We start from the raw sequence: 13,934 nt of genomic DNA on the forward strand, positions 1-13,934 counted from the left end.
ACCCGGGCAGCGCTGCACTGCCCGGGTGTTACAAAACCCAACATCGACTAAACAAAAATGTAAAAAGCATCAAAATGACAAAACAGAGATTGTCATTATCCCGATTAAAATATTGAATAGTCACCAGGCGAAATTATCGCCAATTCCGCAGCTAACGTACCAGAGGGTGCATGATGTTTAAGAAAGGGTTAACAGTGTTATTGCTGGCCAGCGCGCTTTTTTCCGGTCAACTTTTCGCTACTAATCAGGGACATGAATATCTTCAGGTGCAGGATGCCGATCATTTACTACGACACACGGCCGACAGCGATGAGCTGCGAGTGACGGCGGAAGAATCCGCCGCCGATCTTCGTGAACACCATCACTGGCAAAAATCACGCAAACCCGATACGCATCTGAGCTAACGATTAACCTTACGCTTCGGCAGTGTCTTCATCAGTTCTTCCGGACTGACCGAAGCCACGACGCTACCCGGCAACGGCATCTTCAGAATGTGATGTTTCATCTTGCCGATCACGTGCATTTCGCACGGTCGGCAATCAAATTTCAGCGTCAGGACTTCATCGCCGTTAACCAGTTGCATTGGTGTCGCTTTCCAGCTCTTGATGTTCCCTTTCGCCTGTTTCGGACACAGGTTAAAGGCGAAACGCAGGCAATGTTTGGTGATCATCACCGGTACTTCGCCCTTTTCTTCATGCGCTTCATAGGCTGCATCAATCAACTGAACGCCATAACGGTGATAAAACTCACGCGCTTTTTGGTTGTAGACGTTAGCCAGGAAACTCAAGTGCGTTTGCGGATAAACCGGCGCAGGCTGGGATACTGGTTTGCGGCTACCGCGCTTATAGCTTTGCAGGCGCGCTGCATCCAGCATATCAACGGCTTCACGTCGTAACTGATTTAGTTGACCGTTTGGCACGAACAGCGCGCCCGGCAGATTCACCTGAATATTGCGGGCGTAGTACATCGTCTGCCCAAGTTTTGCCAGTCCGTCCTGTAGGTTACTCAATGCTTTTTCCGCATTGTTCGCTTCCTCAAACTGGCCATCCAGCGTATGGGTGATGCTCACGCCCTCTTCACTGGTGAGCGTCAGAATCAACTGCTCCTGCCAGCCGCCGAGCTCAATATCGATCGCAACACGGCGTTCGCTGGAGGTTTTGGTTAACGCTTGCTGCCAGTTATGATCGAGGTTGCGATTCAGCGGATGATGCGGACGCACTTTGTGCAGATCGGCAGGCATTTCATTCGGCCATACCCGATAACGATTGTTCCCCGTTTTTTCCACGGTGTTGGCGCGGAATCCAACAACCTCACGTTTGATTAACACGTTCAGGCCATCCCCGTTAGCCAGCGGTTCTGTCACCTCAACATCGAGATGATCTTTCGCCACCTTCAGGACTTCGCCGACCGGCAAACCGATAAACTTTGGTGAGTCGAATGCGCCGATATCCCCTTTACGGGCATTCACAAAATAATCGGTGCTGCCACGATGGAAGGTTTTCTCCGTGGATGGGGTAAAGAAATGTTCGGTACGTCCCGCTGATGAACGGGCCAGGTCGCCGCGCTCTTCAATGATGGCATCGAGCATCTGGCGATAATGCGCGGTAATATTCTTTACATAACTCATGTCCTTATAGCGCCCTTCAATTTTGAAGGAACGCACACCTGCGTCAATCAATGCGCCGAGGTTGGCGGTCTGATCGTTGTCTTTCATCGACAGCAGGTGTTTTTCATAGGACACCACGCGTCCCTGATCGTCTTTCAGGGTATACGGCAGACGGCAAGCCTGGGAACAGTCGCCACGGTTAGCACTGCGTCCGGTTTGCGCATGTGAAATATAACACTGACCTGAATAGGCAACGCACAGCGCGCCGTGAATGAAAAACTCAATGGTCGCATCGGTAGCCTGATGGATGGCGTTAATTTGCTCAAGGCTCAGTTCGCGCGCAAGGACAATCTGGGTGAATCCGACATCAGCAAGAAATTTCGCCTTCTCAACGCTGCGAATATCACATTGGGTGCTGGCATGCAGTTCAATCGGGGGAATATCCAGTTCCAGAATCCCCATATCCTGTACGATCAGAGCATCAACACCGGTCTGATACAAATCGGTAATTAACCGCTGCGCGGGTTCTAGTTCATCATCGTGCAAGATAGTATTTAGCGTCACAAAGATTTTCGCCCCATAGCGATGGGCGAAAGGCACCAGTTCGGCGATATCTTTCAGGCTATTACTGGCGTTATGGCGCGCGCCAAAACCCGGTCCACCAATGTAAACGGCGTCTGCGCCGTGCAAAATGGCTTCGCGCGCAATGGCGGTATCCCGAGCCGGGCTTAACAATTCAAGGTGATGAGGCTGCTGGCGCATACAGTTGTTACCATCCACAAGCGGTAAAAATGGCGGCTATTGTAGTCACAAGCGCAGCTTTTCGGAATAGTTTTCCCGATTAACTGCGCGGGTAATGGATCAGCGAATGAAAGTGCACCGTTTGTTCGCTGCTGTTACGGTAACTGTGTGCCATATCTCCGGCGAAACGGACACCCTCACCAGATTTAAGGGTGCGCCACTGCCCCTCAATACACATATCCAGCAGACCATTAATCACCACCACGTGCTCTATTACGCCGGTCTCATGCGGAGTAGATTCACTGAGCGCGCCGGGCGCCAATAGTATCGAAAAATGATCGAAGCACAGTTGAGGATCCCACGGGAACAACGGCGTGACGACCATTGCCTGCTGCTGGGGATCGAATGTTAGCGTGCCGTCTGACTCTGGTGGTGAAATAAACGTTGAAAACGGGACGTTCAGCCCAGTGGCAATTTTCCACAACGTCGCCACCGTTGGACTGGATTCATTACGTTCAATCTGCCCCAGCATCGCTTTTGAGACGCCAGTTTCCTCCGCCAGACGCGAAAGACTCCATTCCCGCTGGTGACGTAATGTCCTGAGCGTTGTGGCCAGATAGTGGGTTAAGTTGTCCATTTTCTCCTTCGTCGCTCTCCTTACTCGGGGCTACAGTTTAGCACTTGTACGCTATAACGCACAGTGCTACAGTGATTGACCGTTATAACGCACACGGAGTGAATATGCGTGCATTCTCCATCCCCCTGCCCACTGTATTATCGGGTTTTGTGGCGGTCCTGGTTGGCTATGCCAGTTCGGCGGCCATTATCTGGCAAGCGGCACTCGCCGCAGGTGCGACTACCGGGCAAATTGCAGGGTGGATGACCGCACTGGGGTTAGCAATGGGGGTCAGTACGCTGGTGCTGACATTGTGGTATCGCGCTCCTGTACTTACCGCATGGTCAACGCCCGGTGCCGCGCTGCTGGTGACGGGCCTGCACGGGGTATCTATTCAGGATGCCATCGGCGTTTTTATCGTGGCTAACGCGCTGATTGTGCTGTGCGGCGTAACCGGACTGTTTGCCCGCCTGATGAAAATCATTCCCCACTCGCTGGCATCAGCCATGTTGGCTGGGATCTTACTGCGTTTTGGTTTGCAGGCATTTAATAGCCTGAACAGTGAGCTTATTTTGTGCGGTAGTATGCTGGTGGCATGGTTGGTGCTAAAAGTTATTGCCCCAAGATATGCCGTTATCGCTGCGATGTTAGTGGGTATTGCCATCGCCTTGATGAAAGGTGACATTGTCACTAATGATGTTAATCTGTCACCGGTTATCCCAGCGTTTATTACCCCGCACTTTTCATTAGCCCACAGTATCAGCATTGCACTACCGTTATTTCTGGTCACTATGGCTTCGCAAAATGCCCCCGGTATTGCGACCATGAAAGCATCAGGATATTCGTTACCCGTTTCCCCTCTGATTGTTTTTACGGGTCTACTGGCGCTGCTATTTTCACCTTTTGGCGTCTATTCCATCTGCATCGCCGCCATAACCGCCGCAATTTGCCAAAGTCCTGAAGCGCATCCGGATGCAAATCGGCGCTGGCTCGCCGCAGCGGCAGCAGGCGTCTTCTATCTTCTGGCTGGGGTGTTTGGCGGTTCGGTTACAGGACTGATGGCAGCCCTGCCCGTAAGCTGGATCCAGATGCTTGCTGGTCTTGCATTACTCGGCACGATTAGCGGTAGTTTATATCAAGCCTTACATAATGAAGCTGAACGCGATGCGGCCATCGTAACTTTTCTGGTTACGGCCAGTGGTCTGACGGTATTTGGCATTGGGTCTGCATTCTGGGGGCTGGTTGTCGGCGGTATTTGCTACGCAGTGTTGACGTTATTTCGCCGCGCGTAGCTGCGTTGGTGTTTTACCTGTCACTTGTTTAAACCGGTTACTGAAATGACTCGCCGAGCTAAATCCGCAGGCCATTGCAATATCCGACAGGCTGCGTGATGAATAACAGACCAGTTGCTGCGCCAGTGCCATACGGCGTTGCATGACGTACTGATGCGGCGCCATATTCATCGACTGGCGAAACATTCTGGCAAAATGGAATTCGCTTAGCGCTGCTTCACCAGCCAGATCGCTCAACGTTATGGGATACGCCAGATGTGCTTCAATATAGGCCAGCACGTTACGCAAGGTGGCAGGTGCAAGCCCTCCGGTGACAACGGGAAGCCGCCATTGAACGTTGCTGTAATGCTGGATCAGATGCGTTAACAGTAGTGAAGATGCCGCGCTAAGCGTGAGGTGATTAGCGGGTTGCAGCCAGTCGTTACCAAGCAAAAACTGACGGTAAACCGCCGTGATCCCCGGGTCACTACCAAAAGTATGCTCGTCAAGCGTGAAGCTATAGGGGCTTTTGTCCCAGACTTTTTCACCCACTTCGCGCAGGTGAGCATCGGTACAATAGAGATGAACAAAGGAAAGATCGTCACGAATATCCCAACTGGACTCACTCTCTTTTGGCATCAGGCAAAAACGATCCGGTCCGCCGCCATTCTTCCAGCCTCCCGCCGTTTTGTGATAACTCTCGTAGCCATCCGCGATGTATAAACTGAGCGTGTGGTGATCGCAATACTGGGTAATGGTGTCGCGCTTGTTTGACCAGGCAGCCAGTTGGATCCCCGAATGTAACGCAACCGACTCGTGCAGCACGGCATTGTGTTTGCGTAAGTTTTCAAAGGCACCGTAGGGCTGAGACATACCATCACATTCAAAATAAGTTAGCAGGCTTTCAGTCTATATCAGCTACATATCGTTAACAGCTTCCTTTTCACCTTTACACTAAAAAAAGCGCAAGATTTTGCAAGTCCACCGCAAGCCGATGAAAGCCCCCTGCTACCCGACGTGGCACAGTGTGCGCCTGAAGACCAAAAAGAGAGAGTTGTATGAACGGACTGTTGTACTGCCTGGTGGTGGTGATTTGGGGAACGACATGGATTGCGATTTACCTGCAACAAGGCCCGGTTGCGGCGCCAGTTTCCATCTTCTGGCGCTTTGCCATCGCCAGCACCGTGATGATAGCCATCCTGCTGATCAGCGGGAAATTGCGTAAGCTTTCCGGACGCGATCATCTGTTTTGTCTGTTACAAGGTGGATGCGTTTTTTGCTTTAACTTCTGGTGTTTTTACACTGCCGCTGCGTGGATCAATACTGGTCTCGAATCCGTCATTTTCTCGATGGCGGTCCTGTTCAATGCGGTTAATAGCTACCTGTTTTTTGGTCAAAAACCACCAGGACGCTTTTATGTTGCCGCCGGGCTGGGGCTGACAGGTATCGTCACCTTGTTCTGGCAGGATTTGGTCAACAGCGGGTTGAATCACTCGCTGCTGCTGGGGATTAGTTTAAGCGCCCTCGGCACTTTTGGTTTCTCACTGGGCAATATGATAAGTCTGCGTCATCAGAAAAAAGGTCTCGAGGTGATGACCACCAACAGTTGGGCGATGCTGTACGGCACCGTGTTGATTGCTACCATTGCGCTGGTGCGCGGCGACAGCTTCACGCCACAGTGGACCTTCAGTTATCTCAGTGCGCTGTTGTATCTGGCTATTTTTGGTTCGGTAATCGCCTTCGGCGCCTATTTCACGCTGGTCGGACGCATTGGTCCCAGTAAAGCGGCATACAGTACACTGCTTTTTCCACTGGTGGCGCTAACGCTGTCTACGTTGTATGAAGGGTATGTCTGGCAGGTTAATGCGATTGTGGGATTAGTATTGATTTTGCTGGGGAATCTGGTGATGTTTGCCCGACCAGAAACGCTGATGGGTAAACTCGTATATCGTCGCCGGGCGGCATAAAAAAACGCACCATCCAGGGATGGTGCGTTCTTCGTTATTATTGTTTTTTATTTACGTCAAACATGGAAGCATCAGTCGCCATGTCATCAACAACTTTCTTCAACGTTTCGAACGCCATCGGCGTACTTTCGTTGTTCAGGTCTTTACCTTCACCCTGACGTACAACTTTAATGACAGGTTTATTGGTTGCCGCATCAATCAACTCACCTTCGAAAAAGAGGTGCGTGTCCATGGTACGGTGCCCCGTCGCCATTTGCGTACCCGCAACGAGCAGTGCAACCGGGACCACTTCATAGAACTGCAGCCCTTCTTTGCTGGTAGCAACACCGGTGATTGCCCCGCGGAAAATCAGACTGCGCGAGCCTGGCGTCGTAACCAGCGGTTTACGTTTTGCCAGGGCAGTTTTCATTTGGGTATTGGTATAGCTCAACAGCTTATCAAGAACCTGCTGACCGACCTGGGTGGTTGGTTTAGGAACCGGATAATACGTGATCGGGTTATAAACGATGTTATCGTATTTAGACTCATTAAAGTTGGGATCAACCCAACGCAGCACCGGCTGTCCGGTTGCAGATTTTGTTTCCTTCAGGCCGGAGTAATCTTTTAAAAAACCTGAATATTTATCAGGCTGCGTAATTTTTGAAGCACAGCCTGATAACGCCAGTAAACCCGTAAGCACTGCAACTTTAAATAAAGTTTGAGCACGCATGGAACGATCCCTTAGTATTTGCAGATATGCATCTGAAATAATAGCAAAAGGAAATCATTTTGGATGAACTAAAAATGGTAAGGCCCGCACAATTTTATCTTAACGTTTTCTTAATATTCAGCACGAAAAAAATGCTGAACGTAGAAAGAGTTATCACAAATGGGCAGGTCAGACCGTTTTACGCGCCAGCATTGTTGCAAAGCGTAGTTTAATTCGGTTGCCGTGCTCATCCGTACGATGAAGTTCACCTACGTCTTCGTTATATTTCAGCAGATCCCAACCTGTGTAGTAGCGGCGTAACTCCCCTGTTTTAAACGCAAACGGGAACCCAACGGTGCACGGAAAATCATCGGTATCCATTGCCGCGACGATCAGGTTATACCCACCTGGGTTGGTGCAGCGCTGCATATTTTCAATCAGGCCCGGGATGGTTTTCGCGTCCAGGAACATCATCACCACGGTAGAAAGAATAAAATCGTATTCACCGTCAAAGTTTAGCGCATTGAGATCCGCCACCTCAGCGTGCAGATTAGTCAGCCCTTCCGCGTTTTTAATGCGTTCCAGATTGGCGATGCTCATCGGATTCTTGTCCCATGCAGTAACGTCATAACCGTTGGCCGCCAGGTACAGACTGTTACGGCCATTCCCGCAGCCCAGATCTAACGTTTTGCCCGGGGCAACAATTTTTGCCGCGTCGACGACATCGGAATGCGTGCGGGTCAAATCATATTTCTCAGTAAAGTAGTTTTCGTCACAACGGATCATTATTTATCCTCAGATTTCAGTAATGCAGCACGTTCGGTGCGAATAAGCAGTTTTCCCTGCATCAGCAATGCAAACGTACGTATCAGTAATAGCGCAATGATAAAATTGGTAAAAATAAACAGCGGGATCGCCAGCGTATGAAAAAAACCTGACTCGCTGCCGTGCCCTAAATGCAGCCCCGTAGTCGCCAGTGCCGACACGCCGAACGAGAAGCTCCAGAAAGACGCATTAAACGGCTGTGACAAATACCACGGCATCAGGCGTAGCATAAACAGAAGTTGCAGCAGACCATAGCCGAACAGCATTTTGGCTAACGTATCTCCCTCGCCACCGTTCACACTAAGCCACGCGCTACAGGCGACCAGCGCAGGCGCCAGTTGTATACCAAGTGAAGTCCGTAAAACCGTCGGCAGCTCGCCGCAGCTTCGTAAACGCTGCAGAATAACCGGCTCGAGACTGAGCCAGGAAAATACCCCTGCGCCCAAAAACACCAATCCGGCATCGTTGAAGCCAAGCGCACCACAGGCCATGGCGCTGATAAAGTTATTGGCAACGGTTGGCAGATACAGACCCGGTGTGGTGGCCTCTTCCGGGTGCTCGCCACGCCATAATCCAGCCGTTTGCCAGGCCGCATACGCCAGCTGTATCACCACGCCGATGCTGAACAACACAATCGCCAGCGGTCGATACCACGGGACAAAACCAATCGCGACCAGCATCGTTGTAGCCGGAAACAGACTGACAAAACTGCTCATCACCGGATGACGAATTTCCGCCAGTACGCTATGAGGAAAACGCAGTAAACGACTAATAAAGGCCAGCGTCAACAATCCCCAGATGACCATCGCAAGGATCACTAAACCGTCGCCAATCCAGTGGCTTACAGGCCATACCTGGCTGGCATATCGCCACGCGAACCCCATCCCGATGATGCCCAGTACCATGCCAAAATAACCGGCCGGAAGATTGAGGACTCGCTCACTTTGCTTGCTCTTACTCATTTTGTTTATTTTTTAAAGTATATTTGAAATGCATTTTATGGAATTTCCACGAATTTAGCCAGTACGGAAAACTTTGCTACGTTTAACTAAGGTGCGCAACATGGAAATGAGCTATGACCAAATATCGTCTGGGCGATGAACCTCGCGCCTTTAGTTACCAGGATAATGGCAATAAAAAGAGCGTATTACTACGCCAGATAATTGCGCTCATTGATTTTAATGATGTTAAAGCCGGTACGCTCGGTGGCTGGATTGATGATGAAAGCGTGCTTTCGCAAAGTGGCGATTGCTGGATTTACGATGAGAATGCGCTCGCGTTTTCCGGCGCGACGATATCCGGAAATGCCCGTATTACACAGGCAAGCGTGGTCAGAGATGGCGCGCAGATTGGTGATGCCGCCTGGATTGACCGAGCAGAAATCAGCCATAACGCGCAAATACGTGACAACGTCACCATTCGGGATTCTGTTGTTCGCGGTGAGTGCCTTCTCTGCGGTGATGCGCGCGTTGTGTGTGACTCTGAAATTATCGCCGCCAAAGGACTTACTCGTGAAAACGACCAGCTCCTGCAAATTTACGATCGGGCGACAGTCAGCAATTCACGCGTGGTGCATCAGGTGCAGATCTATGGTGATGCAATTATCAACTATGCCTTTATAGAACATCGGGCTGAAGTTTTTGATTTTGCACGGGTAGAAGGTAACGAAGAGAATAATGTCTGGATCTGCGATTGCGCTAAAGTCTATGGACATGCGCGTGTCATCGCCGGAACTGATGAAGACGCCATTCCTACCCTGCGCTATAGCTCGCAGGTGGCGGAATACGCGGAGGTTGAAGGTAACTGTGTGCTGAAGCACCATGTGCTGGTCGGGGGGCATGCAAAATTACGCGGCGGCCCAATTCTGCTGGATGGGCACATCCTGATTGAAGGCCACGCCTGTATTCTGGGTGAAGTGCTGATCGAGCATCATATTGAGATAACCGGTCAGGCCCAAGTTGAAGCCTTTGATGGCGATGCGATCCATCTGCGCGGGCCAAAAGTGATCAACGGCGAACAACGTATTACGCGCACCCCTATCGCCGGTTTATTCTGAAGAGTCATCAATGATGCGGGCATAGAGATTCACATCATAGTAATCGCCATTGAGGAACTCCGCTTGTCGTAAGCATCCTTCCAGTTGGAAGCCATTACGCAACGCCACCTGGTTGCTCTTGACGTTATCTACACGACATTTAATCACGAAGCGGCGAATCTCCTGGCGCTGCGCATAATGCTGAATCAATGCCTGTAGCGCCTGAGACAGAATACCTTTGCCCTGGTGATCTTCGTCCAGCCAATAACCTATATAAGCGGCTCTGTTCAGCGGTTCTATCTGGTTAAACGAGATAACGCCAGCCACCTCCCCTTGTTCGAAAATAAGGAACATTTTGGCGTAGCCGCGCTGGTGCAACATCATATTGCCCTGCACATTCTTGCGGGTGTCCTCCACAGAAGTCACAAACTGCGGCCAGTTCAGCGACTGCTGGAGCCAGACTTTATTTTTAAGCACCAACTGATGCAGAGGGGGGACGTGTTGTTCTTCGACGGCACGCAGTTCCAGCGCGTCACTAACGATTATTATTTCTGACATGTTTATCTCCTTTGCAATCGTAAACGGGGCATTTCTGACTGGCAGTAGCCGATATTACTCTGTTTAGAGTCGGGGAAGTCTTATTTTTATGCTGTAACAGCAATCACTTAGAAAGAATCTCTGGCGTGGAACCCGTTACTCTGGTGATCCGGGTATCCCCTCATGGATAGACCGTAATGATGACAATAACACTTTCACTTTATTGCTAAGGAGCAAGCATGGCAGCACCTTTGGGTCGTTTAGCACTTATTCCGCTTTTACTGATTACCGCCTGTCACCAACCCGTTTCCTCCACTCAAGCAGGCCCCGTTCCCTTTGCAGTCAATCAGCAACAGGTCGTGGATAATACCACGCTGGAAATTTCCCGTAGCGCACTGGAATATAACATTCATAAAGTTCAGCAACTGCTGGCAGATAAAACCCGGATGTGCGCCATTCTTAAAGGAGACGCGTATGGCCACGATCTCTCACTGGTAACACCGGTGATGATGCAAAACGGCGTGCAATGTATTGGCATCGCCAGCAATGAGGAGATTAGAACCGTTCGCCAGTCAGGCTATACATCACAGCTCATGCGCGTTCGCAACGCGACGGAAAAAGAGATGCGCCAGGCAGCGGACTTCGATACCGAAGAGCTGATCGGTAATCTGGATATGGCTAAGCGTCTGAGTGCCATTGCTCAGGAGAAAGGTAAAATCATTCGTATTCATCTGGCACTGAACTCTGGCGGTATGTCGCGTAACGGTCTGGAAGTCAGTACCGCTGCAGGTCTGGAAGAAGCCCGCGCCATTTCCGCATTACCCGGCCTGAAAATTGTTGGCATCATGTCGCATTTCCCGGAAGAAGATGCTGCGGTGGTTAGACGCGATCTGGCCCGTTTCAACACGCAATCGGCCCAGGTACTGAAAATTACCGGGCTTAAGCGCGAAGATGTCACCCTGCATGTCGCGAATACGTTCGCCACCCTGACCGTTCCAGAATCCTGGCTCGACATGGTTCGTGTTGGCGGTATTTTTTATGGCGATACCATCGCCAGCACCGAATACAAACGCGTCATGACATTTAAATCCGCCATCGCGTCGGTAAACCATTACCCCAAAGGAAACACCGTCGGATATGACAGAACCTATACCCTTAAACGTGATTCCGTTCTGGCCAATATCCCGACAGGTTATGCCGATGGTTATCGCCGTGTATTCAGTAACGCGGGACACGTGCTGATCCGCGGCCAGCGGGTTCCGGTACTGGGTAAAACATCCATGAATACCGTGATCGTCGATGTAACCGATTTACCGCAGGTTGCATCTGGCGATGAAGTGGTGCTGTTCGGTAAACAGGGAAATGCGCAGGTTAGCGCAGAAGAAGTCGAAGAAATTAGCGGCGCACTGTTCACTGAAATGTCGATCCTCTGGGGGGCGACGAACAAACGCGTGATGGTCGATTAACACCTAAAACAGGAAGGGCTTCCTTTTCTCGCTGGAAGCCCTTTTACACAGCAAGCGCCATTCTACTTAGCTCTCACTGACACTCTCTCTTTGCAAAATTTTGAGCAAATCTTCCTTCAGGTGGAGTTTCTGTTTCTTAAGACGCACAATGTCCAAGCTATACCCCCGACCATCCGAACCTTCCAGTCTGGAGATCTCATGATCAAGGCTGTTGTGTTTTTCGAATAAGGACAGAAAGCGAGGGTTCTCGGATTTCAGTCGGGAAATAAGGTCTCTGTATTCTGGAAACATACTTTCTCCCTGTTAGTGGACAAGAACGTGTATAAGAAATACACACTCACAGAGTACCCATTTGCCATACAGAAAAATGCGAACAGGATCGAGTAAATAGTGTACAGAGTCGTTATGAGGATGAATGCAGATACGGCTCCCCATCAGGAGAGCCGTAAAGAGAGTGATTAACGCATCTCGCGGTCGTCAACGTACTGACGTTTATCCGGCGCTGGTGGGAAGTACTGATACAGCCAGGTTTCGCTGATGGCGTCACCCTGACAACGCAGGAACATACGCATATCTACCGGATCGGTTGAGTCAGAGGTCGGATACCAGTCAAACTGTATGCGATAACCGTCGATTGGCTCCACGTAGAGGATCTCAATCTGTTTCGCTTCACCGCTTGAGAGCGTAATCACCGGTTCAATGCCTTTCGGCGCAGCAGCTTTTAGATCGCCACCAACAAAATCAACGGCAAAACGGCGCGCCCATTTTTCCGGGTAGTGCTCGCCCGGCGCCCATCCTTCCGGAAAACCGCCCATGCCTGTCCGGGTCGCCATCACGCGAGCCAGCGGTGAACGCACCGGCGGCTGAGCGCTCCAGTACAGGCGATATTTGAATTCCAGCTCATCGCCGGCTTTGATCTTCTTCTCAGGCTGCCAGAAGCAGACAACGTTATCCAGCGTTTCGCCGGTCGTCGGGATCTCCATCAGGCCGATGGTCCCCTTGCCCCACTGGTTTCGCGGTTCGACCCACAGGCTTGGACGCTTGTTATACCAGCCCATGATGTCCTGGTAATGGGAGAAGTCGCGATCGAGTTGCAGCAAGCCAAACCCTTTCGGGTTGTTATCGGTATAGGCGTTGAACTGCAGCTTTTGCGGGTTATTCAGCGGGCGGCAGATCCACTCGCCATTGCCCCGCCACATCGCCAGACGATCGGAGTCATGAATTTGCGGGTGAATAGTGTCGCACATCCGACGCTCATTGTTGCCGCAGCTGAACATGCTGGTCATCGGCGCAATGCCGAGCTGCTTGATGTCTTTGCGCGCATAGATGTGGTTTTGCACATCCATAATCACCTGCGTTTTCTCGCAGTGGATCACGAACTTGAATGCACCGGTTACGCTTGGGCTGTCGAGAAGTGCATACACGGTAAAGGAGGTTGCGCCCGGTTTAACCGTCTCGAACCAGAAAGAGGTGAAATCAGGAAATTCTTCTTTGCTGTCGGTGTAGGTATCTACCGCCAGACCGCGGGCCGATAAACCGTACTGATAGGTGTCATCCACGGCGCGGAAATAGCTGGCACCCAGGAAAGAAACGACATCGCGGCGGGCCAGTTCTGGCGCTTTAAAAACACGGAACCCGGCGAATCCGAGGTCAGTCTGCCCTTCCAGCTGTTTGGTATCCACGCCCGCATCGTTATATTTAAACAGTTCCGGACGGAAGTGAATTTCACGCGCCATATGCGTACTGCCATCAACCGAGAACATGCGTACACGGCGACGAAAACCCATTCCCACGTGGAAGAACTGCGCATCAAGCTGACGATTTTCAACGTTGTTCCACAGAGACTGCTCTGCGTCATATTGAATGCTGTTATAGGCCTGCGGCGTCAGTTTCGCCAGCGTGTCCGGTAACGCGCGCGGTGCGCCGCCCCAGGGTTTCTGTGCTAAGTCATGGGCCATCGATTGCAGAACGGAAAAATCAAAACGTACGGTTTTTCCGTCTGCAATGTCAGACTCTGCCGCAAAGGCGGCGCGGGAAAAGAGTGATGCAATACCACTGGTTCCGCACACGGCGGCCATTGCCATTGAACCTTTAATAAATCGTCTGCGATTCATGCCTGAAAGTGAGTCCTTCTGGTCGTGTAAATGGTCCCGCGCCGGTCAAAATCAGCGGCAAGAGAGTG

The 13,934-nt window shown here is 51.0% G+C and carries 14 protein-coding genes; 5 read left to right on the forward strand and 9 right to left on the reverse strand.

Annotated elements, in window-relative coordinates:
* The first annotated feature begins 173 nt into the window (after positions 1-173).
* Positions 174-404 carry a DUF2554 family protein gene (locus tag SK34_RS00480; protein WP_003020233.1) on the forward strand — a complete coding sequence of 77 codons (231 nt, stop codon included), beginning with the start codon at positions 174-176 and terminating at the stop codon, positions 402-404.
* On the opposite strand, the gene SK34_RS00485 is transcribed toward SK34_RS00480, so the two are convergent.
* Positions 401-2,368 (reverse strand): peptidase U32 family protein, encoded by a 1,968-nt coding sequence (locus SK34_RS00485; protein WP_003836129.1) that lies wholly within the window; start codon positions 2,366-2,368, stop codon positions 401-403. The two genes, SK34_RS00480 and SK34_RS00485, sit on opposite strands and share 4 nt — an antisense overlap.
* Positions 2,369-2,447: 79 nt before the next feature.
* Entirely contained in the window at positions 2,448-2,984 is a 537-nt protein-coding gene (locus SK34_RS00490; protein ID WP_003836127.1) for a helix-turn-helix domain-containing protein, read from the reverse strand.
* A gap of 104 nt (positions 2,985-3,088) precedes the next feature.
* Between SK34_RS00490 and SK34_RS00495 the strand changes: the two genes are divergently transcribed.
* Positions 3,089-4,255 (forward strand): benzoate/H(+) symporter BenE family transporter, encoded by a 1,167-nt coding sequence (locus tag SK34_RS00495; RefSeq protein WP_003020244.1) that lies wholly within the window; start codon positions 3,089-3,091, stop codon positions 4,253-4,255.
* Here the strand turns inward: SK34_RS00495 and SK34_RS00500 are convergent.
* Positions 4,238-5,107, reverse strand: a complete 870-nt coding sequence (locus SK34_RS00500) for an AraC family transcriptional regulator (protein ID WP_003836123.1) — start codon at positions 5,105-5,107, stop codon at positions 4,238-4,240. The genes SK34_RS00495 and SK34_RS00500 overlap by 18 nt on opposite strands.
* A gap of 185 nt (positions 5,108-5,292) precedes the next feature.
* Here SK34_RS00500 and SK34_RS00505 point away from each other — a divergent pair, with 185 nt between their 5' ends.
* Complete coding sequence (locus SK34_RS00505) at positions 5,293-6,201, forward strand: DMT family transporter (protein ID WP_048232094.1); 909 nt, start codon at positions 5,293-5,295, stop codon at positions 6,199-6,201.
* Positions 6,202-6,238: 37 nt separating this feature from the next.
* Here the strand turns inward: SK34_RS00505 and SK34_RS00510 are convergent, their stop codons facing one another.
* The 3 genes from SK34_RS00510 to tehA form a co-directional block, all read right to left on the reverse strand.
* The gene (locus SK34_RS00510) at positions 6,239-6,910 is read right to left on the reverse strand and encodes a DUF3313 domain-containing protein (protein ID WP_003020253.1); all 672 of its coding nucleotides are present in this window, start codon (positions 6,908-6,910) and stop codon (positions 6,239-6,241) included.
* Between the two features lie 168 nt (positions 6,911-7,078).
* The gene (gene tehB / locus SK34_RS00515; protein ID WP_003836119.1) at positions 7,079-7,675 is read right to left on the reverse strand and encodes a tellurite resistance methyltransferase TehB; all 597 of its coding nucleotides are present in this window, start codon (positions 7,673-7,675) and stop codon (positions 7,079-7,081) included.
* Positions 7,675-8,676 (reverse strand): dicarboxylate transporter/tellurite-resistance protein TehA, encoded by a 1,002-nt coding sequence (gene tehA / locus SK34_RS00520; RefSeq protein WP_003020259.1) that lies wholly within the window; start codon positions 8,674-8,676, stop codon positions 7,675-7,677. The genes tehB and tehA overlap by 1 nt, the downstream gene beginning before the upstream one ends.
* Before the next feature lie 113 nt (positions 8,677-8,789).
* Here tehA and ydcK point away from each other — a divergent pair, with 113 nt between their 5' ends.
* On the forward strand, positions 8,790-9,770 hold the full coding sequence (gene ydcK, locus SK34_RS00525; protein WP_048232096.1) for a YdcK family protein: 981 nt from the start codon (positions 8,790-8,792) through the stop codon (positions 9,768-9,770).
* On the opposite strand, the gene rimL is transcribed toward ydcK, so the two are convergent.
* Entirely contained in the window at positions 9,762-10,307 is a 546-nt protein-coding gene (rimL, locus tag SK34_RS00530; RefSeq protein WP_032935674.1) for a 50S ribosomal protein L7/L12-serine acetyltransferase, read from the reverse strand. The two genes, ydcK and rimL, sit on opposite strands and share 9 nt — an antisense overlap.
* A gap of 218 nt (positions 10,308-10,525) precedes the next feature.
* Between rimL and alr the strand changes: the two genes are divergently transcribed.
* On the forward strand, positions 10,526-11,752 hold the full coding sequence (alr, locus tag SK34_RS00535; RefSeq protein WP_003020268.1) for an alanine racemase: 1,227 nt from the start codon (positions 10,526-10,528) through the stop codon (positions 11,750-11,752).
* 66 nt (positions 11,753-11,818) lie between these two features.
* On the opposite strand, the gene SK34_RS00540 is transcribed toward alr, so the two are convergent.
* Both SK34_RS00540 and SK34_RS00545 read right to left on the reverse strand, forming a co-directional pair.
* Positions 11,819-12,043 carry an HP1242/YdcH family protein gene (locus SK34_RS00540; RefSeq protein WP_003020276.1) on the reverse strand — a complete coding sequence of 75 codons (225 nt, stop codon included), beginning with the start codon at positions 12,041-12,043 and terminating at the stop codon, positions 11,819-11,821.
* Positions 12,044-12,210: 167 nt separating this feature from the next.
* Positions 12,211-13,866: a glucan biosynthesis protein D gene (locus SK34_RS00545; protein WP_003836107.1), complete on the reverse strand. Its 1,656-nt coding sequence runs from the start codon at positions 13,864-13,866 to the stop codon at positions 12,211-12,213.
* Positions 13,867-13,934 lie beyond the last annotated feature (68 nt).

It is taken from the genome of Citrobacter sp. MGH104, assembly GCF_001034485.1.
In the GTDB taxonomy this organism is placed as follows: Bacteria; Pseudomonadota; Gammaproteobacteria; order Enterobacterales; family Enterobacteriaceae; genus Citrobacter; species Citrobacter freundii.

Coding starts and splice junctions, on each gene's coding strand:
- SK34_RS00495 (WP_003020244.1), top strand. CDS start 3,089: ATGCGTGCATTCTCCATCCCCCTGCCCACTGTATTATCGGGTTTTGTG.
- tehB (WP_003836119.1), bottom strand. CDS start 7,675: ATGATCCGTTGTGACGAAAACTACTTTACTGAGAAATATGATTTGACC.
- SK34_RS00490 (WP_003836127.1), bottom strand. CDS start 2,984: ATGGACAACTTAACCCACTATCTGGCCACAACGCTCAGGACATTACGT.
- SK34_RS00480 (WP_003020233.1), top strand. CDS start 174: ATGTTTAAGAAAGGGTTAACAGTGTTATTGCTGGCCAGCGCGCTTTTT.
- rimL (WP_032935674.1), bottom strand. CDS start 10,307: ATGTCAGAAATAATAATCGTTAGTGACGCGCTGGAACTGCGTGCCGTC.
- tehA (WP_003020259.1), bottom strand. CDS start 8,676: ATGAGTAAGAGCAAGCAAAGTGAGCGAGTCCTCAATCTTCCGGCCGGT.
- SK34_RS00505 (WP_048232094.1), top strand. CDS start 5,293: ATGAACGGACTGTTGTACTGCCTGGTGGTGGTGATTTGGGGAACGACA.
- SK34_RS00500 (WP_003836123.1), bottom strand. CDS start 5,107: ATGTCTCAGCCCTACGGTGCCTTTGAAAACTTACGCAAACACAATGCC.
- ydcK (WP_048232096.1), top strand. CDS start 8,790: ATGACCAAATATCGTCTGGGCGATGAACCTCGCGCCTTTAGTTACCAG.
- SK34_RS00510 (WP_003020253.1), bottom strand. CDS start 6,910: ATGCGTGCTCAAACTTTATTTAAAGTTGCAGTGCTTACGGGTTTACTG.
- SK34_RS00540 (WP_003020276.1), bottom strand. CDS start 12,043: ATGTTTCCAGAATACAGAGACCTTATTTCCCGACTGAAATCCGAGAAC.
- SK34_RS00545 (WP_003836107.1), bottom strand. CDS start 13,866: ATGAATCGCAGACGATTTATTAAAGGTTCAATGGCAATGGCCGCCGTG.
- SK34_RS00485 (WP_003836129.1), bottom strand. CDS start 2,368: ATGCGCCAGCAGCCTCATCACCTTGAATTGTTAAGCCCGGCTCGGGAT.
- alr (WP_003020268.1), top strand. CDS start 10,526: ATGGCAGCACCTTTGGGTCGTTTAGCACTTATTCCGCTTTTACTGATT.